This window comes from Streptomyces sp. XH2 (assembly GCF_049725035.1).
GTDB lineage: Bacteria > Actinomycetota > Actinomycetes > Streptomycetales > Streptomycetaceae > Streptomyces > Streptomyces roseoverticillatus.
Genome location: NZ_JBMMMZ010000004.1, coordinates 105,386 through 124,241, shown reverse-complemented (window position 1 = coordinate 124,241; position 18,856 = coordinate 105,386). Strand labels below are relative to the sequence as shown.

The following is an 18,856-nucleotide window of genomic DNA, read 5'->3' as shown; positions in this document are numbered from 1 at the left end:
CCATGACGCGCTTCCACGAGAGCCCCGAGGACCCCTTCTCGGTCGGCAACTCGGTCTCGGCCGTCCTGGACCACCGGGGCACCGTCGTGGGCTGGGGCGACCGCGCCGAGGCCCTCCTCGGCCACCGCGACGCGGACGTGATCGGCCGGCCCGCGCTCGACGTGCTGGTGGACCCCGCCGACCGGGAGCGGGTCGTGGCCGCGGCGGCCGCGTGCTCGCAGGCGTCCGGCTGGTTCGGCGTCGTCCCCGTACGCCACCGCGACGGCCGGCGCATCCCCATGGGCGTCCGGGCCCGCTGCGTCACCCGCGGCAGCCCCGACTGCGAGTGGTTCCTGGTCGGCGCGCCCGCGCAGGACGTGATCCAGTGGGAGACGGACCGGTCGGTCCTCGACGGGCTGTTCCGGCGTGCGCCCATCGGCCTGGCCGTCCACGCCCCCGACCTCAGCATCCTGCGGGTCAACCGGGCCGTCGCCCGGATCGGCGGCATCACCGCCGAGCAGGCGCGCGGCCGCAGGACGGGCGACTTCGTCGTGGCGGCCGACACGGAGACCGTGGAGCGCGGACTGCGGCACGTCCTGGACACCGGACAGCCGATGATCTTCACCGATCAGCCGTGCCGGCTGCGCAGCGACCCCTCCCGCGTCCGCTACGTCTCCGTCTCCGCGTTCCGTATGGAGGATTCCGCCGGGGAGATCCTCGGCGTCACCCAATTGGTCGAAGACGTCACCGAACGGGAGCGGGCCAGGCTCCGGCTGGACCTGCTCAACGAGGCGGGCGCCCGCATCGGCACCACCCTGGACGTCGTCACCACCGCTCATGAGCTGGCCGACGTCCTCGTCCCCGAACTCGCCGACTGCGTCACCGTCGACCTCCTCGACCCCGTCAGCCGCGGCGAGGAGCCCTCGCAGGACGGCTTCGGGCCCGTACGGCGGACGGCCATCAGGACCGACACCCCCGGCGCCGAGGAGGCCCTCAACCCGCTGGGCAGCCTCATCCGCTTCGCCCCGGAGACCCCCCAGGGGCGGTGCCTCGCCGAGCAGACCCCCGTCCTCGTGCCCGAGGTCCGCACGATCGAGGACTACGCGGCCGTCGCGCAGGAACGCGCCGATGCGGCCCGCGCCCTGGGCACCCACTCCGTCATGATGCTGCCGCTGGCCGCCCGCGGTCTCGTCCTCGGGCTCGTCAGCCTCTGGCGCTCCGGCTCCCCCGAGCCGTTCGAGGAGGACGACCTCACCCTCGCGGGAGAGTTCGCCGCCCGCGCCGCCGTCTGCATCGACAACGCCCGCCGCTACACCCGCCAGCACCAGGCGGCCCTCACCCTGCAGGTCCGCCTGCTCCCCGGCGAGCTGCCCGAGCTGCCCGCCGCCGAGGTCGCCCACCAGTACATCCCCGCGGGCGCGGTGGAAGGCGTCGGCGGGGACTGGTTCGACGTCATCCCGCTGTCCGGGGCGCGCGTCGCCCTCGTCGTCGGCGACGTGATCGGGCACGGCATCGACGCCGCGGCCACCATGGGCCGTCTGCGCACCGCCGTCCACACGCTGGCCGAACTCGACCTCGACCCCGACGAGGTCCTCTCCCACCTCGACGACCTCGTGCACGGCCTCGCCGCCGAACAGGAGCACAACAGCCGCGACTTCCCCCTCGACCAGGTCACCGGCGCCAGCTGCCTCTACGCGGTCTACGACCCGGTCTCCCGCTGCTGCTCCCTCGCGCGCGCCGGCCACCCGCCCCCGGCCGTCGTGACCCCCGACGGGAAGGTGAGCTTCCCCGACCTCCCCGCCGGGCCGCCGCTCGGCCTCGGCGGACTGCCCTTCGAGGCGACCGAGCTCGAACTGCCCGAAGGCAGCCTTTTGGCCCTCTTCACCAACGGCCTCATCCAGATCCCCGCCCTCGACGTCGACGAAGCGCTCGACCGCCTCTCGCGGGAACTCGCCCGCCCCGGCTGCCGGGTGGACGAGACGGCCAAGGCCGTCGTGGACGCCCTCCTGCCCGCCGAACCGGGCGACGACGTCGCCCTCCTCCTCGCCCGCACCCGCGTGCTGCCCGAGCACTGCGTGGCCACCTGGACGCTGCCGGCGGACCCGCGAGCCGCCGGGCGGGCCCGCACGCTGATGGCCGGGCAGCTCAGCGCCTGGGGGCTCGACGAGCTGGCCTTCACCACCGAGCTCATCGTCAGCGAACTCGTCACCAACGCCTACCGCTACGCCGGCGGGCCCGTCACCCTGCGGCTCATCCGCGGCCCCCGCCTCATCTGCGAGGTCTCCGACACCAGCAGCACCGCCCCCCACCTGCGCCGGGCCCGCACGACCGACGAGGGAGGCCGCGGGCTCTTCCTCGTCGCCCAGCTCACCGAGCGCTGGGGCACGCGCTACGGGCGCGAGGGCAAGACGGTCTGGACGGAGCAGCTGCTGCCGTGAGGGCGCGCCCGCGGACGCACCTATAGATGAGGTCTATAGGTTTCATGGGTTCCAACTCTTGGACTCTATAGAGCCTGGTCGTGCATGGTGGAACACGTCAGCCCACGGGGCCGGCAACCACCGAAGGAGTGACCATGCAGGACCTCACCCAGGGCGTCGCGCGCTTCCAGCGGGACGTCTATCCCGCCAAGGCCGGGCTCTTCGCCGGCCTCGCCACGACGCACCGGCCGACGACGCTGTTCATCAGCTGCTCCGACGCCCGCGTGGTGCCGGAGCTGATCACCCAGAGCGAGCCCGGCGAGCTGTTCGTCATCCGCACGGCCGGCAATCTCGTTCCCGCCTACGCGCCCCGTACGGACGGCATCGCGGCCAGCATCGAGTACGCGGTCGCCGCTCTGGGCGTCACCGAGATCGTCGTCTGCGGACACTCCGCCTGCGGCGCGATGACCGCCCTGGCCGAAGGCCACGACCTGGGCACCCTGCCGACGACCGCCGACTGGCTGCGCCACGCGGACGCCGCACGGGCCCGCACCACGGTCGCCGGGGTGGACGCTCTCGTGCGGAGCAACGTCCGCGCCCAGCTGGCGAATCTGGTCACCCACCCGTCGGTGGCCCGCGCCCTCGCGCAGGGCACGGTCACGCTGCACGGCTGGTGTTACGACATCGGCAGCGGAACAGTCGAGGAACTCGACGTCGCGAGCCCCTTCACCGCAGCGGCCTGACCGCTCGTCCATTCCCCTCCGCCGCGCATGACCCGTCATGCGCGACTCCTCACCCACGGATTCCCGCTCACGGACTCCCACCCACGGAAGGAACCCCTCCCATGATCCACGCCCAGTTCGACCCCGCCGCCCGTCAGGCCCTGGCCGCCAAGGCCGTCGAGGCCAAGGTCCGCAAGGACCTGTCCTGGCAGCAGATCGCCGACGCCGCGGGCCTCTCGGTCGCCTTCGTCACCGCCGCCGTCCTCGGCCAGCACCCGCTCCCCGCGGCCTCGGCCGAGGCCGTCGCCGGGCTCCTGGGCCTGGACGCCGACGACGCGACGGCGCTGCAGACCATTCCCACCCGCGGCTCCATCCCCGGTGGCATACCGACCGACCCGACCATCTACCGCTTCTACGAGATGCTCCAGGTCTACGGCACGACCCTCAAGGCCCTCGTCCACGAGCAGTTCGGCGACGGCATCATCAGCGCGATCAACTTCAAGCTGGACGTGAAGAAGGTCGCCGACCCCGAGGGCGGCGAGCGCGCCGTGATCACGTTCGACGGCAAGTACCTGCCGACGAAGCCCTTCTGACGGACCGGCCCTCCCGGCCGTGCGCCCCCCCCCGGCCCCCCGCCGGGCGCGGGCGGACCGCACCGCACCACTCCAGGAGCACGCACCCCATGGACTTCATCCAGCGCACCATCGACATCGCCCGCAGGAACGTCGAGGAAGGCGGCCGCCCCTTCGCGACCGTCATCGTCAAGGACGGCGAGATCCTCGCCGAGAGCCCCAATCTGGTCGCCCAGACCTCCGACCCGACCGCGCACGCCGAGATCCTCGCCATCCGCGAGGCCTGCACCCGGCTGGGCACCGAGCACCTCACCGGCGCCACGATCTACGTGCTCGCGCACCCGTGCCCGATGTGCCTGGGGTCGCTGTACTACTGCAGCCCCGACGAGGTCGTCTTCCTCACCGGGCGCGACGACTACGAGCCCCACTACGTGGACGACCGCAAGTACTTCGAGCTGAACACCTTCTACGCGGAGTTCGCCAAGGACTGGAGCGAGCGCCGCCTGCCGATGCGCCACGAGCCCCGCGACGCCGCCACCGCCGTCTACCGGGCCTGGCAGGAGCGCAACGGCGGCGAACGCCGCGTGGCCGGGGCGCCCACCGCCTGACGTCAGCGGGGCGCGCCCTCCGGCAGGGGTTCCTCCGCCTGCCGGGGCTCCCGCCCCCCTTCCCGTTCCTGCTCCGGCGCCGCGGTCCTCCTGCGGCGCCGTCCGCCCAGGACGAACATGGCCAGCACCCCGGCCAGCAGTCCCCAGAACGTCGAGCCGATGCCGGCCAGGGTGATTCCCGAGGCGGTGGCGAGGAAGGTGACGATCGCGGGTTCCCGCATGCGCTCGTCCGCCAGGGAGGCCGTCAGGGAGGAGCCGATCGTGCCCAGGAGGCCGAGCCCGGCGATGCCCATCACCAGGGCGGTGGGCATGGCGGTGAGCAGCCAGCCCACCACGCCGCCGAACAAGCCCACCGTCACGTAGAACAGACCCGCCCAGACGGACGCCAGGTAGCGCCTGCGGGGATCGCGGTGGGCGTCCGGGCCCGTGCAGATCGCGGCGGTGATCGCGGCCAGGTTCAGCCCGAAGCAGCCGAACGGGGCCAGCACCGCGTTGACGATCCCGGTCCAGGTCAGCAGCGGTGAGACCGGCGTGCGGTAGCCGGCGCCGCGCAGCACGGCCACGCCCGGCAGGTTCTGCGAGGCCATGGTGACCACGTACAGCGGCAGCCCCACGCCGATCAGCACCTGCCAGGAGAACTCGGGGCGCACGAAGACGGGTTCGGCGAGCGCCACGTGCAGCCCCTGCAGCCGCCATTCGCCCCGGACCGCGCTCACCGCGACGCCGGCGGCCAGCGCGCCGATGACCGCGTACCGGGGGAGCAGGCGCTTGCAGGCCAGGTACACCGCGAACATCGGGAACACCACGGCGAAGTCCTGCTGCATCTTCGTGAACAGACCGGTGCCGAACTGCACGAGGACACCGGCCAGGAGCGCCGACGCGAGGGGCACCGGGATCCGGTCCATGACGCGCTCGAACCAGCCGGTCGCGCCGCTGACGATCACCAGGACCGCCGAGAGCAGGAACGCGCCGACGGCCTGCGCCATCGACACGCCGTGCAGACCGGTCGCCAGCAGCGCCGCGCCGGGCGTGGACCACGCCGTGACCACCGGCGCCCGGTACCGCAGCGAGAGCCCGGCGCAGGTGACGCCCATGCCGATGCCCAGGGCGAACATCCAGGAGGTGAGCTGGGCGCTGGTGGCCCCCGCGGCCTGCGCCGCGGTGACGACGATGGCCACGGAGCTCGTGATGCCGATGAGCACGGCGAGGAAGCCCGCCGTGACGGCGTCCGCGGGAGCGGCGGAGCGTATGTGCCGGGAGAGCTTTGTGAGGGGGGTGAGTTGAGGGGAGTGCACGGTGGCGAATCCACTACACGGGTTGATCTTTGTCAACCGGATTGCGGATGCGCCGGGACCGGGGGCCGGTACGGCGACCGGGGCCACGGCCAGGACCCCGGTGAGGGTCAGCCGGCCGGCGAGACGAGGCCCCCGTTGACGTAGACGGTCTGTGCGGTCACCCACCGCGCCTCGGGGGAGGCCGGGAAGCGGACGACGGGGACGTCGTCGTCCGGGTCGCCGATGTCGCCGTTGACGCTCATGCCCTTGAGCCGGGCGATGTTCTCGTCGGTCTCGGCCGGGTGGAAGAAGCTGGTCTTGAGCGGGCCCGGTGCCACGCAGTTGACCGGTCGGCGCCGTCCTGGGCGAGGGCGGTGGCGAAACGCTTCCCGAGATTGGCCGAGCCGCCCGTCACGAGGGCGGCCTTTCCGTCCGGAACACCGGCCCCAGGGCCCTCCTCGCGCTCGTACGTGGCGTCCGGCCCGACGCCGGGGGCGGGGGCGGGCGACGGCGCGCATCCCCGTCGTGCCGGTGCGTGTCACTGGGCCGGGCGGCCGAAGGCGCTGCCGGGGCCCCGCGGGCCGCGGGAGGCCGGGCGGGGCGGCCGTCGCCGGTCGGCATCGCGCTTATCACACTTCGGGCGCGGTGTCTGGTGCCTTCGCTCCAGTTGGCCGATGGTGAAGGCACCAAGGCTCAACTACGGCCGGGCGACCGGCTTCTGACTGCTGCTCGGCAAGCGCCGCAGGCAGGAAGGGGGGTCATGAACTGTCCCGAATGTGGCGCGTCGACCATCAACGGTCCCGACGGGAAGTCCTCGTGCTCACAGTGTTCATGGCAGTCTGGGTGACATGGAAGAGCAGGCATGGCGCTCACACGCCGCACCCGGCGAGCCCTACTACACCACCAACACCTGTAGTGGCTGCGGGTCCGTCGTCCTCGGGGTACACGGCAGGTGGACGTGTGCCTCGTGCGGGACCTGCAGCCCGTACCAGGAGCCCCCCGAGGGCTGGGCCTCGGAGATCGCTCCGGAAGGGAAGGGCGGCACCGGCCAGGGGTGCGACGACCCCCAGGCCAGACGCTAGGCGAGACGCGGCCGGGCGCGGCCCGGGCGGCCCTCAGGCCGCCAGGCCGACCGGCTCTCCTATGCGTTCCGCGGCGGTGCGCCAGGCGCTGGTCACCGCCGTGCGGGCGTGCGCGGTGGCCGACGCCCGGTCACCGGTCAGCCGCACGGGTGCGCCGATGTGCACGTGCAGGGCGGGCCGGCGCACGGGCGCGGTGAGCAGTCCGGCGAGCTGCTTGGGGCGGCTGCCGCAGGTGACGCGCCGGGCCCCCGCCTGGCCGAGCGGCACGACGGGGGCGCCGGTGGTGAGGGCGAGGTGGGCGAGCCCGCCGCGGAAGGGGCGGGGCGCCGCCTCGCCGGCGTCCTTGCGGCGGGGGACGGCGCCCTCCCCGTAGATGAGCACGAGCCGCCCGTCCGCGAGCGCGGCCGCCGCGCCGTCGAGCGCCCGCACCGCCCGCGGGTCGTTGCGGTGGACGGGCACGTAGCCCTCGCGGGTGAGCATCCGTCCGAGCAGCGGGATCCGCCACAGGCCGGCGGCGGCCAGGGCGACCGGGGCGGCGCCGAGCCGGTGGAGCGCGGCGAGCACGACCGCGGGGTCGGCCAGCGAGGTGTGGTTGGCCGCGATGATGCTGCCGGGCGCCAGCACGGCGCCGGCGTCGGACGTGACGGTGAGCCGCCCGAGGGCGGGCACCACGGCGGAGGCGAGCCGGCCGAGCACCGGCCTCAGCCGTTCTGCGGCTTCTGCGGCTTCGCCTCGCTGGGCCGGACGATCACGAAGCCCTCGCCCTCCAGCTTGAGCTGGACGGCCTCGCCCGAGCCGCCGCGCAGCATCGAGCCCAGGCTCTGGGAGCGGTGCAGCGAGGTGCGCAGCGCGGTGGACCAGCCGACGACGGCGTCGGTGTCCACGTACACGGGGGCCTGCGCGGAGACGGGGATGACGATGGGGTTGCCCTCGCACATCACCCCGAGCTTCCCGTGGCCGCTGAAGACGGAGTTGAAGAGCCCGCCGCCCGTCATGCCCGCGCCCTTCACGGTCTGGATCTCGTAGGAGAGGGTCGGGTCGAAGCACAGCACGTTGCGGCCGTTGACGGTGAGGCTCTCGCCGGGGGCTATCTCGACGATGAAGCAGTTCTCGGCCTCGTGCGCGAACCAGACCTCGCCGCGGCCCCGCACGGCCATGAGGGCGAGGCCCTCGCCGGTCACGGCGCGCTTGAGGAAGTTGCCGACGCCCTGGCCGAGCTTCTCGAACTGCAGGTCACCGCGGAAGGCGACCATCGAGCCCTGGCGTGCGTAGCACTCGCCGTCGACCGCGTAGACGATGGACTTGGCGTTGTGGACGGCCATGCCGGGGGCGGCGGCCGGCTTGGCCATGTTCTGGTGGGCGAAGAGGTCGCTGTGCATGGACCGCATGATCACCCATGGACAGGCCGGGAGGCAACGGCGCGAACCGGCACGGACGCGGGCGGACACACCCCGGCGGCGCCGTCCGTGCCGCCGGTGGCCGTCGTCGTGGCCGTGACGGTCACGGTCGTCGTGCACGTGGCGGCGACGGCACCGCCGGCGAGCGTGAGGGCGGTGAGGAGCGCCGCGCCGGTGCGGCGGAGACCGGTGGGGGCGGAGGGGCGGGTGTCCATGGCGGTGTCCTTTGCGGAATCGCGGAATCGCGGGTCTCGGGGGATCAGAAGCGGGAGGCGAAGCCCTGGATGGTCTTGGTCCGGTCCTTGAGCACCGGCCCGGCGCCCGTCCACTCGTAGTGCCGCCGGGCGATGCTGTCGTTGTGGTAGCCGGTGTTGCCCTCGACGGTCGTGACCCGCGTGCCGGAGACGGCGGCCACGACGCCGACGTGCCCCGCGGTGCCCCGGCCGGCCCACATCAGCACGTCGCCGGGCTGCGGGAGGCGGTCGGCCGCGTACGGGTGCCAGCGGTTGCCGGTGCCGGTGCGCCAGGCCCGGCTGCTGCCCGGGTCCGCGGGGACGCCGCGCCGGCCCCACATGGCCGCCGCGAAGAACCCGCACCACTGGCGGGCGTTCGGGTTCCGCGCGAAGTCGTTGTACTCGTTCATGTTGGCGTTGCTGCGGCCCTTGCCCAGGTAGTTGGTGTCCCGGTCCGGGCGGCCCGGGACGCTGCGGAGGACGGGGCCGCCGCGCTTGAGGCGGAAGCGCTTGGGGGTGGTGAGGGCGTCGGTGGTGCGGTCGACGATCCGCCGCCGTTCGGCGGCCTCGTCCTCGGCGCCGGGTTCCGTGGCGGCGAGGGTACGGGCGTGGGGGTGGGGGCGGGCCGCGGAGGGTGCGGCGGCGAGGGCCGGACCGGCCGTGGCGCCGGCGAGGATCAGGAGCGCGGCGGTGACCGGAGCGACAGCGCGGCGGTTGTCCATGGCGGTTCCCTCTCTCGGACTCGGAGGAATGCAGTGCATGGGGTGGGTTCGTCCCGTTTCCCATGGTTCGAGTCTCGGAGCGGGGCAGCCGTACGGAACAGGGGTTGCCCGTTGCCTCGGTGGACGAGGGCGGCGGGCAACCGCCCGTCACCGGCCGTGATGCGCAAGTGGGGGAAAGCGCCGCCTGAGGGAGCGTCAGGGGCAGCCGGGGGCGTACGGCACGTCCGGCAGGAGGCGCTCCCAGAGCGGCCGGTCCGTGGCGCTGCCCAGCGCCCTGCAGGTGCGCGCGAGGACGCCGGGGACGTCCAGGTCCCACCAGCGCACCGTGCCGTCCTCCGCCACGGACACCACCGGCCCGTCGTCGCCGAGGAAGGCCGCGGACCGGACGCGGCCGGTGTGGCCGGTGAGCGTCAGCAGCGGCCGGCCGGTGCCCGGGTCCCAGATCCGCACGGTGTTGTCGCGGCCGGTGCTCACCAGCCGGGTGCCGGCCGGGTTGAAGGCCACCGAGGTGACGGGGCCGGTGTGCCCGGCGAGGGTGCGCAGGCTCCCGCGGCCCGCGGGATCCCAGAGCTTGAGGGTGTGGTCGCGGCTCGCCGTGGCCAGCATCCCGCGCGGGCCCGCGGCCAGGCCGAGGACGGTGTCCTCGTGCTCGGCCAGCCGGCGCAGCTCGCGGCCGTCGGAGAGCCGCCAGATCCGGGCGGTGTTGTCGAGGCTGCCGGTGACGAGCGTCGCCCGGTCGAGGAACAGCACGCGGTAGACGGCGTCGTCGTGGCCCAGCAGCGACTGCTCGGGCAGCGCACCGCTCCCGGCGAGCCGCCACACCTTCGCGCTGTGGTCCTCACTGGCGGTCGCGAGGGCCCCGGCGTCCCCGGGGCGGAAGGCCACCGAGGTGACCGCCCGGCCGTGGGCCCGCCAGCGGTGGACCGGCCGCCGGGGGTCGGCGGTGCGCCACACGGTGGCGGTGCCGTGCTCGTCGCCCGCCGCGAAGAGGGCCCCGTCGGGGCTGAACGCCACCGCCCGCACCGGATCCCGGCCCGCCGTCACCGTGCGCAGGCCGCGGTCGGCGGTGCGCAGCAGCCGCACGGTGCCGTCCCGGCCCGCGAGGGCGAGGAGGGAGCGGTCCGGGCTGAGGGCACCGTCCTGCCAGGCCGAGCCCGGGAGCGGGGTGGTGACGGCGGCCTGCGGGGTCCACAGGCGCACCGAGCCGTCCTCGCCGGACGTCGCCAGCGTGCGGCCGTCGGGGGCGTAGGCGATGCCGTGGACGGGGCCGATGTGGCTGGCGAGCTGGGCGACGCGGCGGCGCTCGGCGATGTCCCAGATGCCGGCGGTGTCGTCCTGGCTGGCCGCGGCGAGCTGCTTGCCGTCCGGCGAGAACGCCACGCCGAACACGGAGTCCGAGAGGCCGTCGAGGGAGGCCTCGCGCCGGCCCGTGCGGGTGTCCCACAGGCCGATCCGGTCCTGCCACTCGCCGGTGGCCAGACGGCGCCCGTCCGGTGAGAAGGCCAGGGCCCGGACGCGGCCGAACTCCCGCGTGCCGACGACCCTCGCGCGCCCGCCGGGCACGTCGAGCAGCCACACCCGCCCGTCCCGGCCGGCGGCCGCGACCTGCCTGCCGTCGCCGCTGACGGCCACGGCGTACAGCCACCCCAGGCCGGCGTCCCGCACTTCCGTACGGGGCCGGCCGCCGTCGAGACGCGTCAGCCGCACCGTGCCGTCCTCGCCCGCCGAGGCCAGCAGCTCCCCGCGGTCCGAGAGGGCCACGCCGCGGACGGTCCCGCGGTGCCTGCTCTCCGGGGGCAGGCCGACCGGTGCGGAGCGGCCGCCGGCGCGGTCCCGCAGCGTCACGGCGCCCGCCTCGTCGCCCCACGCGACCGTCCCGCGGACGCGGGCCGCGGCCAGCGCGCGGACCGATGCCCCGTTCGTCGTCACCGCCACCTGCCGGTGCGTACGGGCGTCCCACTCCCGTACGGTCGCGTCCGCGCCCGCCGACAGCAGCCCCTTCCCGCCGGGGAGCCAGGCCACGGCGAAGGCGCGCTCGCGGTGGCCGGTCAGCCGCCCGGCGTACGGGAGCGCCTGCGTGCTCAGCACGGCGCTGGCCGCGGCCGCGGTGTGGGCGTCGCGCCACGCGCCCGTCGCGAGCAGCATCGCCACCTCGGGGCGGGGCGCGCCGCCCGCGACGGCGCGGAATGCCAGCTCCTGGGAGTGGGCCACGTGCCGCTCGGCCTCGGCCCGCAGGCTCTGGTGCACCGCCGTCGCCCCGCCGGCCAGCGTGAGCGCCAGCAGCACGGCCAGGGACACCAGCAGCCGGTGCAGCCGCCGGGTCCGGCGGCGCTCGGTCTCCTGCTCGGCCGCCGCCAGCGCGGTCGCCGCCTCCAGGAACGCCCGCTCGGTCCGGCCCACGGCCGCGAGGGGATGCGCGGCCACCTCGCGGGCGGCCGCCAGCCTGCTGCCCCGCGGCAGCAGCGCGGGATCGCGCCCCTCCGCCTCCCACTGCCCGGCCGCCGCGCCCAGTTGCTGCAGGCCGTGCAGCGCCGCGGCGTCGGCCTCGATCCACCCGTGCAGCCGCGGCCACGCCCGCAGCACCGCCTCGTGGGCCAGCGTGACCCGGTCGGCGTCGACGGACAGCAGCCGCGCCCGGGTGAACGCCTCCACGACCTCCAGTGCCGCCCCGGCCTGCGCGCCGAGGTCCTGCGACAGCCGCTCCTGCGACACCCTCCGGCGCGCCGACCGACCGTCCTGGTCGACCCGCACCAGCTGCAGCAGGACGGCCCGCGCGGCCTCCCGGCAGCCGGGGGACAGCCTCCCGTACGCCCGCTCCGCCGTCGCCGCGACCGCCCCGGCGATCCCGCCGGCCTGCTGGTAGCCCTCGACGGTCAGCAGCCTGCCGCGGCGCCGCTGCCACGTCGCCAGCAGGGCGTGGGACAGCAGCGGCAGCGCACCGGGCTCGTAACCGCCGCCGGCCTCCCCGCCGTTTCCCCCGAGGCCGTCGCCGCCCGCCCCCAGGTCGCGCAGGATCAGCTCGGCCAGGCCCGGCTCCAGCTCCAGGCCCACCGCCTGCGCCGGCCGCACCACGGCGTCCCGCAGCTCCTGCGCCCGCATCGGCTCCAGGGGCAGCTGGCCCGTCCGCAGCGCGGCCGCCAGCTCGGGGAAGGCCAGGCACCTGCCGTAGAAGTCGGCCCGCATGCCCAGGACCACGAGCGCCGTGGAGCCGCCCCGGCCGCCGGCGGGCTCCGGGCCCGTCGCCAGTGCGTGGAGCGCGCGGACGAAATCCGTGCGCTCCCGGGGGTCCGGGCACAGCGTGAAGACCTCCTCGAACTGGTCGACGACCAGCACGGCCCGCTTGGGCGCCGCCGCCCCGTCCGGGCCCGCCCCGCCCGTGCGCCGCCCCGCCTGCCGGGGGCGGCGGTTGAGGGCGGCGTGCACGGCCCGCGCCAGCGCGGCCGCCCCGCCACCGCGCAGCGCCCGGCGGAAGTGGTCCGGGTCCGCCGCGGTCGCGTCCGCCAGCCGGGACAGGAGCTCCCCGACGGGCTGCTCGCCGGGGTGCAACGTCACCACCGGCCAGCGGCTCGACCCGGGCACCGGCAGCACGCCGCGGCGCAGCTCGGGCACCAGCCCCGCGCGCAGCAGCGACGTCTTGCCCGTGCCCGAGGCCGCGACCACGGCGGTCGGCCCGGAGCCGTCCAGGCGCTCGGTCAGCTGCCGGACGAGTGCGGCCGTCGCCCGGTCCCGGCCGAAGAACCAGCCCGCGTCGGCGGCGTCGAAGGCCGCCAGGCCGCGGTACGGGCACACCTCCAGCAGCCCGCCCCGCGCGGACCGGCGCCCGCCGTCCGGCTCCGGCACCAGCCGGGTCAGCACGCCGCCGGCCCCGAGGACGTCCTCGCACCGGCGGGCCACCTCGGGGGTCATCGGCTTCTCGCCGGTCTCGACCCGGCTCAGATAGCCCTTGGTGTAGTGCACGAGCCGGGACAGCCCCGCCAGCGACATGCCCCGCTGCTGCCGCAGCCGGCGCAGCTCCTCGCCGGGGCCGGCGGCCAGGGAGGGGGAAGGGCCGCCCTGGTCACGGTCGTCTCCGCGTGGGTGCACGGTCCCCCCACCCTTCCATCCGAGCCTGCCGGCAGGTCGTTCGCTCCAGGCCTGCATAGCGGGTCGGGGGAGGGCGGCTCACCCATCATGGCGACAAAACAGCCCAACGAGTGACTAAGTGCCTCGGTTCGGGAGGAGGTGTCGTTTCCGGGAGGGAGCGTCAGCTCTGCGGGGTGCCTCGGCCGGGCGTCCCGCCCGAGGCGTTGTAGCGCAGCAGGAAGGCGGCGAAGCGGTCGAGGTCGGCGTCGTCCCAGTCGCCGAGGCGCTCCCGGAAGGCGTCGCGGCGGTTGGCGGCGACCTGGGCGAGCGTGTCGGCGCCGCGGGCGGTCAGGTGCAGCACCTGGGCGCGCTGGTCCTCGGGGGCGGGCCGGCGCTCGACGAAGCCGAGCCGCTCCAGGGCCGCGATCTGCCGGCTGACCGTGGACTTGTCCAGCAGGTAGTGCACCGCCAGGTCCGTGGCGCGGCAGCCGCCCTGCTCCTCCAGGTGGGCGAGGAGGGTGTAGGAGACCAGCGACAGCTCGGGGTGGAGGCGGGCCGCGGCGGCCCGCGCGCGGCGGGCGAAGGCGGTCAGTTCGCGCTGGATGGTCTCCAGGGACGCGTCACGGTCGGGCACGGTGCTTCCTTTCGGGTCCTGGTTGTATAGTACAACTTAAAGGTAAAGTTGTAAAAGCCAACTATCTCCGAGCATTCGCAAGCCATCCGCAAGCCGACTATTTCCGGGAGCCGACGAAGCACCATGGGACCCGACACCCGCGGCGCGCTGCGCCACGTACTGACCCACCTGCTGACCCCGCTGCTGATGTGCATCGGCATGGGCCTCGCCTACCTCGGCGCGTTCTCGCAGCCCGAACCGCACGAACTCCCCGTCGCCGTCGTGGGATCCGGGCCGGGCGCGGACGCCCTGGCCCGCGGCATCGCCGACAAGGCGGGGGACAAGCTCGCCGTCCGCACCGTCACGGACCGGGACGCCGCCGTACGCGCCCTCCGCCACCAGGACATATTCGGCGCCTACGCACCCGACCGGCACACGCCCGAACTGCTGGTCGCCTCCGCCGGCTCCGACACCACCGCCGTGGCCGTGCAGAAGGTCTTCACGCCCGTCGCGGCCCGCACCGGCGCCCCGCTGAAGGTGACCGACGTCGCGCGGCCCGCCGACGGCGACCCGACGGGCCAGGGCATCTTCTTCCTGCTGGTCGCGCTCAGCATCGGCTCGTACGCCTCCGTCGCCGTGCTCGGCGCCGCGGGCGCGACCCTGCCGATGCGGCTGCGGGCCGCGCTGGCGGTGGCGACCTCGCTGGTCGTCAGCGTCCTCGGCGCGGTCCTGGCCGGGCCGGTCTTCCACCTCGTCGACCACGGCCTGGCCGGCCTGTGGGGCATGGCCTGGGCCTACTCGGCCGGCATCCTCCTCGTCGGCGTCGGCCTGCACACCTTCCTCAAGCGCTGGACGACCCTGGGCATGATGGTGCTCTTCGTCATGCTCAACTTCACCAGCGCGGGCGGCGTGTACCGGCCCGAGCTGCAGAACGGCTTCTTCGCCGGACTGCACTCCTTCTGGAACGGCGCCGGCTTCGTCGAAGGCACCCGCAGCCTCGTCTACTTCGACAGCAACGGACTCGGCGGGCACGTGCTCACGCTGGTGCTGTGGCTGGTCGCCGGCCTGGCCGTGACCGCCGCCGCGTGGTGGGCGGAGTCGCGGAGGAGCCGGCCGGCCGCCGCGGGGCACGGGGACGCCGGGCCCGCGGCGGAGGAGGAGATGGAGGAGGCGGTCGGCGTCTGAGGCGCCCCGGTCCCCGGGCCGGGCGCACCGCCCGCCCCGGGGACCGCCTCCCGGCCCGCCCCGTGCGGTCCGGGTGCCTACAACGGCCACCCGTACATCGGCGACCTCCGGGGCTCCGGCGCCGCGCCCACCGCGGCGACGTCGTGCTCCGCGGTGTGCAGCAGCTGCTCGCCGAGATCCCGCAGGGCCCGGCCGGCCGCGAACTCGTCGCCGATCTCCGGGATGTCCCTGTCGCCCGGCGCGCACATCGCCACCCCGCGGCCCGTGACGGTCGTCGTCCCGGTGTCGAGCGTGGCGCGGGCCTTCGTCGTGCCCTCCTCCTCGAACAGGTCGAGGTGAACGTTCCACTCCACTGTGTGCGGCATGGCCGGCTCCTCTGCCTTCAGCCCGCCCCTCTTCTGCTGGCTCCCCCTCCAGCTTCGCTCCTCCACGGACGCTTCCGCGAGCCCTGGCGGCCCGGCCCCCGCGGGACCAAGCTGGAGAGGAGCACGCCGCACGGGAGACAGCCTTGGGGACACCGATGGGCCATGCCGTCGACAACGCCGTCAACAGCGCCGAAGCCGTCCACAACGCCATCGACATCGTCTCGCTGACCAAGCGCTACGGCCGCACGACCGGCGTCGAAGACCTCGGCATCAGCGTCGCCGAGGGCGAGGTCTTCGGCTTCCTGGGGCCCAACGGCGCGGGCAAGACCACCACCATGCGCTGCATCGTCGGGCTGCTGCGGCCCACGGCGGGCAGCGTCCGCGTCCTCGGCCGCGACCCGGTCGCCGAGCACCTGAGCCTCGCCCCGTACCTCGGCTACCTCCCCGGGGAACTGCGCCTCTACCCCGAACTGACCGGCCGCGAGACCCTGCGGCTGCTCGCGACGCTGCAGGGCGCCCCCGCGCCCCGCCAGGCCGAGCTGTGCGCGCGCCTGAACCTCTCCGGGGCGGACCTCGACCGCACCGTGCGCGAGTACTCGCGCGGCATGAAGCAGAAGCTCGGCCTCGTCCAGGCCCTGCAGCACGAACCGGAACTCGTCGTCCTCGACGAGCCCACCGAAGGCCTCGACCCCCTCGTCCAGGAGACCTTCTACGCCCTCCTGGCGGAGCTCGGCCGCTCCGGCCGCACCGTCCTGCTCTCCAGCCACGTCCTGCCCGAGGTGCAGCGGACGTGCCGGCGCGTGGCGATCATACGGGCCGGCCGCCTGGTGACCACCGCGACCGTCGCCGCGCTGCGCGAGGCCCGCGCCCGCAAGGTGCGGCTGACCTTCACCGACGGCCTCGGCCGGCGGCCCCTCGGCGCCGCCGACCACTGGTCGCCCGACTGGCACGGTGACCAGGCCGTCCTCATGATCCCTCCGGACCGGACGGTCGCCGCGCTGCGCGAGCTGCTGGCGCTTCCGGTGCGGGACGTCACGGTCGAGGAGGCGGGGCTGGACGAGGCGTTCCTCGACCTCTACCGCGGCACGGCGGCGGAGGGACCGGGACCGGGGGAGTCGGAGGGGCCGGGAGAACCGGGGGAGCCGGGGGAGGCGCTCCCATGACCGGACGTTCCGCTTCCCGTTTCCCGCTCCTGCGGCTGGCCCTGCACCGCCGCCGCAGGATGATCGCCGCCCTGACCGCCGGCATCGTCGTCTTCGAGGCTCTCATCGTCGTGATCACGACCACCGTCTCGGCGGAACAGATCTTCGGCGCGGGCGGACGCAACCCGCCCGGCGCGTTCAAGGCGTTCAGCGGCTCGAACGGCGACGTGTCGATCGCCAGCTACCCCGGCCTGCTGGGCGCCGGGCTCACCCACCCGTTCTGGATCGCCCTGCAGCTGACCGCCGTCGGCTCACTCGCCGCCGCCGCGGTCGCCGCCGACGTCGAGGCGGGCACCGTGGAGCTGCTCATGGTCCGGCCGGTGTCCCGGGCCCGGCTGCTGGCCGAGCGGACCGGCGCGCTCCTCCTGGTCTCCCTGCTGCTCAACGCGGCCGCGACGCTCGCCGTGGCCGCCGGCGTGGCGCTGTCGCCGGACCTGCACGACGCCGTCCCGCTCAGCGGCGTGTTCGCGGCCGGCCTGCTGGGCTTCGGCTTCTCCCTGTGCCTGACCGGGCCCGCGCTGGCCGTCTCCGCCGCGGGACGCAGCCGGGCGCACGTCGTGGGAGCCACCATCGCCTTCGGCGCCGTCGGCTTCGCGGTCAACTTCGTCGCCCTGGCCTGGTCGAAGGCCGCCCCCCTGCGGTTCGTCAGCCCCTTCCACTACTACACGCCCGGTGACGCGCTGGCCCACGGCGCCGTCCCCTGGGGACAGCTCGCGGTCCTCGCCGGCACGGGCGCCGCGGGCATCGCCCTCGCCTTCCGCCTCCTCGCCCGCCGCGACCTCGCCCCGTGACGCACTCCTGGTGGAACGGGCCGCACAGCCCGCAGACTTGGCGCATGGAGCAGATGGTGTCGGTCAGAGACGGTGAGGTCTGGGCGGATGACGCGGAAGGGGCAGGGAAGAGGGAGGGAAGGGAGACGGGCGGCCTGCCGCTGGTGCTGCTGCACCCCGGCGTCGCGGACTCGAGGATCTGGGACCCGGTCCTCCCGCGCCTCGTGGAGCGGCACCGGGTCATCCGTTTCGACGTGCGCGGGTACGGGAACTCCCCGGCGCCCACGGCGAAGTTCTCGGTGGTGGAAGACCTGGTGGCGGTCCTCGACCACTTCGGCCTGAGCCGGGTCGCCCTGGCCGGCTCCAGCATGGGCGGTGCCGCCGCCGTGAACCTCGCGCTCGCCGACCCCGCGCGGGTCGCGGCGCTCGCGCTCCTGGTCCCGGGCGTGACGGGCTACGAAGGGCTCGCCGTGCCCGGCTTCATGGCCGAGGTCGAGAGGCTGGCCGCGGCGGGCGACATGGACGGCCTGGTCGCGCTCGCCCTGAGGACCTTCGGCGCCGCCGGCACGGACGGCGACGAGGAGGCCGCGGCGCACGTGCGGTCGGCGATCCGGGCGTGGCTCACCAATCACCCGCACCAGGTGCAGGACGCACCCGCCTTCGACCGGCTGGGCGAACTGGACGTGCCGTGCGTGCTGGCTCTCGGCGAGCAGGACCGGCCCGAGGTGATCCGCTGCAACGAGGAAATGGCAGCCCGCATCCCCGGCTGCCGCCTGGTCAGACTGGCGGGAAGCGACCACCTGCCGACCCTGCGCGAACCGGAGGCGGTGGCGAGCCTGATCCTGGAAGCGTGCGAGGGGCTGGTGAACTGAGGGTTCAGCTCACTCCTCGTCCGCCGCGGCGGAGATTCCAAGCCCGTGGGACGCCGGCTTTTCTTCCGCCGTGGTGGCGGATCCGAGGGCGTGGACCCTCGGCTTTCTCCCGCCGCGGCGGCGATCAGCCACCACGGCCGCACCCGGCGGTGCCGGACCGGCCCGTCCCGCGATCCCCCTCTCCGGCATCCCTCCTGCGGTCGCCCTCCGTAAAACCCCGGCCGTGCCCTACGCGTAGAATCGCGTTCCCCGAGCGGCGAGCGCCGACGCGGAAACCGCACAGGTCAGGAGGAGGCCCGTCATGAACGGCGAGAAGCGGGCGGAGCGCCAGATCGCCTTGCGGGTGCTGGTCTACGTGTTCATCACGCACCTCTTCGCCGGCTTCATCTGGCTGCTGTTCTACCTCGGCGGGCACGCCGACAAGTGATCGCGCGCCCCGCGGGCCGTCCCCTCACGCGGTGATCGGCACCGCCTGCCCGGTCACCCGCGTACGCGCGTCGGCCGGGTCGACGGCGATCAGCAGCTCGCTCGGCCGCCCCATGTCCTCGCCCTGCCGGATCCGCACCGTGACGGGCTCGCGGACCGCGCCGACGGCCCGCAGGTAGCCCCCGAAGGCGGCGGCCGCCGCCCCCGTGGCCGGGTCCTCCACGACCCCGCCGACCGGGAACGGGTTGCGCGCGTGGAACACCCGCTCGCTCTCCCTCCACACCAGCATCACCGTGGTCCAGCCGCGGGCGCGCCGTGCGTGCGGCCGGCCGGAACCCGGGCCCGGGGCCGCGCG

At 74.8% G+C, this 18,856-nt stretch carries 18 protein-coding genes and 1 pseudogene; 9 read left to right on the top strand and 10 right to left on the bottom strand.

Going from position 1 to position 18,856, the window contains the following annotated elements:
- The first annotated feature begins 2 nt into the window (after positions 1 to 2).
- From ACOTKD_RS10045 to ACOTKD_RS10030, 4 genes are all read left to right on the top strand, one after another.
- A complete protein-coding gene (locus tag ACOTKD_RS10045) occupies positions 3 to 2,417 on the top strand; it encodes a SpoIIE family protein phosphatase (RefSeq protein WP_424888803.1) in 2,415 nt (804 codons plus the stop codon).
- Between the two features lie 134 nt (positions 2,418 to 2,551).
- Positions 2,552 to 3,139 carry a carbonic anhydrase gene (locus ACOTKD_RS10040; protein ID WP_424888526.1) on the top strand — a complete coding sequence of 196 codons (588 nt, stop codon included), beginning with the start codon at positions 2,552 to 2,554 and terminating at the stop codon, positions 3,137 to 3,139.
- Positions 3,140 to 3,240: 101 nt separating this feature from the next.
- Complete coding sequence (gene cynS / locus ACOTKD_RS10035) at positions 3,241 to 3,711, top strand: cyanase (protein ID WP_424888525.1); 471 nt, start codon at positions 3,241 to 3,243, stop codon at positions 3,709 to 3,711.
- Between the two features lie 89 nt (positions 3,712 to 3,800).
- Positions 3,801 to 4,298: a nucleoside deaminase gene (locus ACOTKD_RS10030; protein WP_424888524.1), complete on the top strand. Its 498-nt coding sequence runs from the start codon at positions 3,801 to 3,803 to the stop codon at positions 4,296 to 4,298.
- Between the two features lie 2 nt (positions 4,299 to 4,300).
- Here the strand turns inward: ACOTKD_RS10030 and ACOTKD_RS10025 are convergent, their stop codons facing one another.
- From ACOTKD_RS10025 to ACOTKD_RS09990, 8 genes are all read right to left on the bottom strand, one after another.
- The gene (locus ACOTKD_RS10025) at positions 4,301 to 5,593 is read right to left on the bottom strand and encodes a benzoate/H(+) symporter BenE family transporter (protein WP_424888523.1); all 1,293 of its coding nucleotides are present in this window, start codon (positions 5,591 to 5,593) and stop codon (positions 4,301 to 4,303) included.
- Between the two features lie 107 nt (positions 5,594 to 5,700).
- A complete protein-coding gene (locus ACOTKD_RS10020; protein WP_424888522.1) occupies positions 5,701 to 5,910 on the bottom strand; it encodes an SDR family oxidoreductase in 210 nt (69 codons plus the stop codon).
- A 777-nt stretch (positions 5,911 to 6,687) separates the two neighbouring features.
- Positions 6,688 to 7,350 carry a lysophospholipid acyltransferase family protein gene (locus tag ACOTKD_RS10015; RefSeq protein ID WP_424888521.1) on the bottom strand — a complete coding sequence of 221 codons (663 nt, stop codon included), beginning with the start codon at positions 7,348 to 7,350 and terminating at the stop codon, positions 6,688 to 6,690.
- 5 nt (positions 7,351 to 7,355) lie between these two features.
- Positions 7,356 to 8,033 carry an AIM24 family protein gene (locus ACOTKD_RS10010; protein ID WP_424888520.1) on the bottom strand — a complete coding sequence of 226 codons (678 nt, stop codon included), beginning with the start codon at positions 8,031 to 8,033 and terminating at the stop codon, positions 7,356 to 7,358.
- An 11-nt stretch (positions 8,034 to 8,044) separates the two neighbouring features.
- The gene (locus tag ACOTKD_RS10005) at positions 8,045 to 8,266 is read right to left on the bottom strand and encodes a hypothetical protein (RefSeq protein ID WP_424888519.1); all 222 of its coding nucleotides are present in this window, start codon (positions 8,264 to 8,266) and stop codon (positions 8,045 to 8,047) included.
- Between the two features lie 44 nt (positions 8,267 to 8,310).
- Entirely contained in the window at positions 8,311 to 9,006 is a 696-nt protein-coding gene (locus ACOTKD_RS10000; RefSeq protein ID WP_424888518.1) for a CHAP domain-containing protein, read from the bottom strand.
- A 195-nt stretch (positions 9,007 to 9,201) separates the two neighbouring features.
- A complete protein-coding gene (locus ACOTKD_RS09995; RefSeq protein ID WP_424888517.1) occupies positions 9,202 to 13,089 on the bottom strand; it encodes a helix-turn-helix domain-containing protein in 3,888 nt (1,295 codons plus the stop codon).
- Positions 13,090 to 13,249: 160 nt separating this feature from the next.
- Entirely contained in the window at positions 13,250 to 13,702 is a 453-nt protein-coding gene (locus ACOTKD_RS09990; protein WP_424888516.1) for a MarR family winged helix-turn-helix transcriptional regulator, read from the bottom strand.
- Between the two features lie 123 nt (positions 13,703 to 13,825).
- On the opposite strand from ACOTKD_RS09990, the gene ACOTKD_RS09985 reads away from it, so the two are divergent.
- Entirely contained in the window at positions 13,826 to 14,866 is a 1,041-nt protein-coding gene (locus ACOTKD_RS09985) for a hypothetical protein (RefSeq protein ID WP_424888515.1), read from the top strand.
- Between the two features lie 77 nt (positions 14,867 to 14,943).
- Here the strand turns inward: ACOTKD_RS09985 and ACOTKD_RS09980 are convergent, their stop codons facing one another.
- On the bottom strand, positions 14,944 to 15,231 hold the full coding sequence (locus ACOTKD_RS09980; protein ID WP_424888514.1) for a dsRBD fold-containing protein: 288 nt from the start codon (positions 15,229 to 15,231) through the stop codon (positions 14,944 to 14,946).
- 143 nt (positions 15,232 to 15,374) lie between these two features.
- Here ACOTKD_RS09980 and ACOTKD_RS09975 point away from each other — a divergent pair, with 143 nt between their 5' ends.
- From ACOTKD_RS09975 to ACOTKD_RS09960, 4 genes are all read left to right on the top strand, one after another.
- Complete coding sequence (locus ACOTKD_RS09975; protein ID WP_424888513.1) at positions 15,375 to 16,394, top strand: ABC transporter ATP-binding protein; 1,020 nt, start codon at positions 15,375 to 15,377, stop codon at positions 16,392 to 16,394.
- Entirely contained in the window at positions 16,391 to 17,224 is an 834-nt protein-coding gene (locus tag ACOTKD_RS09970) for an ABC transporter permease subunit (RefSeq protein WP_424888512.1), read from the top strand. The genes ACOTKD_RS09975 and ACOTKD_RS09970 overlap by 4 nt, the downstream gene beginning before the upstream one ends.
- A gap of 44 nt (positions 17,225 to 17,268) precedes the next feature.
- Entirely contained in the window at positions 17,269 to 18,075 is an 807-nt protein-coding gene (locus ACOTKD_RS09965) for an alpha/beta fold hydrolase (RefSeq protein ID WP_424888511.1), read from the top strand.
- Positions 18,076 to 18,376: 301 nt separating this feature from the next.
- Positions 18,377 to 18,502 carry a DUF6126 family protein gene (locus ACOTKD_RS09960; RefSeq protein ID WP_424888510.1) on the top strand — a complete coding sequence of 42 codons (126 nt, stop codon included), beginning with the start codon at positions 18,377 to 18,379 and terminating at the stop codon, positions 18,500 to 18,502.
- 24 nt (positions 18,503 to 18,526) lie between these two features.
- Here ACOTKD_RS09960 and ACOTKD_RS09955 read toward each other — a convergent pair.
- A pseudogene (locus ACOTKD_RS09955) lies at positions 18,527 to 18,814 on the bottom strand (PhzF family phenazine biosynthesis protein); the annotation flags it as partial.
- Positions 18,815 to 18,856: the final 42 nt, after the last annotated feature.

Bases quoted from the DNA above. Each gene is read 5' to 3' on its own strand.
- ACOTKD_RS10045 (WP_424888803.1), top strand. From the start codon at position 3: ATGACGCGCTTCCACGAGAGCCCCGAGGACCCCTTCTCGGTCGGCAAC.
- ACOTKD_RS10040 (WP_424888526.1), top strand. From the start codon at position 2,552: ATGCAGGACCTCACCCAGGGCGTCGCGCGCTTCCAGCGGGACGTCTAT.
- cynS (WP_424888525.1), top strand. From the start codon at position 3,241: ATGATCCACGCCCAGTTCGACCCCGCCGCCCGTCAGGCCCTGGCCGCC.
- ACOTKD_RS10030 (WP_424888524.1), top strand. From the start codon at position 3,801: ATGGACTTCATCCAGCGCACCATCGACATCGCCCGCAGGAACGTCGAG.
- ACOTKD_RS10010 (WP_424888520.1), bottom strand. From the start codon at position 8,033: ATGCACAGCGACCTCTTCGCCCACCAGAACATGGCCAAGCCGGCCGCC.
- ACOTKD_RS10005 (WP_424888519.1), bottom strand. From the start codon at position 8,266: ATGGACACCCGCCCCTCCGCCCCCACCGGTCTCCGCCGCACCGGCGCG.
- ACOTKD_RS10000 (WP_424888518.1), bottom strand. From the start codon at position 9,006: ATGGACAACCGCCGCGCTGTCGCTCCGGTCACCGCCGCGCTCCTGATC.
- ACOTKD_RS09985 (WP_424888515.1), top strand. From the start codon at position 13,826: ATGGGACCCGACACCCGCGGCGCGCTGCGCCACGTACTGACCCACCTG.
- ACOTKD_RS09980 (WP_424888514.1), bottom strand. From the start codon at position 15,231: ATGCCGCACACAGTGGAGTGGAACGTTCACCTCGACCTGTTCGAGGAG.
- ACOTKD_RS09970 (WP_424888512.1), top strand. From the start codon at position 16,391: ATGACCGGACGTTCCGCTTCCCGTTTCCCGCTCCTGCGGCTGGCCCTG.
- ACOTKD_RS09965 (WP_424888511.1), top strand. From the start codon at position 17,269: ATGGAGCAGATGGTGTCGGTCAGAGACGGTGAGGTCTGGGCGGATGAC.
- ACOTKD_RS09960 (WP_424888510.1), top strand. From the start codon at position 18,377: ATGAACGGCGAGAAGCGGGCGGAGCGCCAGATCGCCTTGCGGGTGCTG.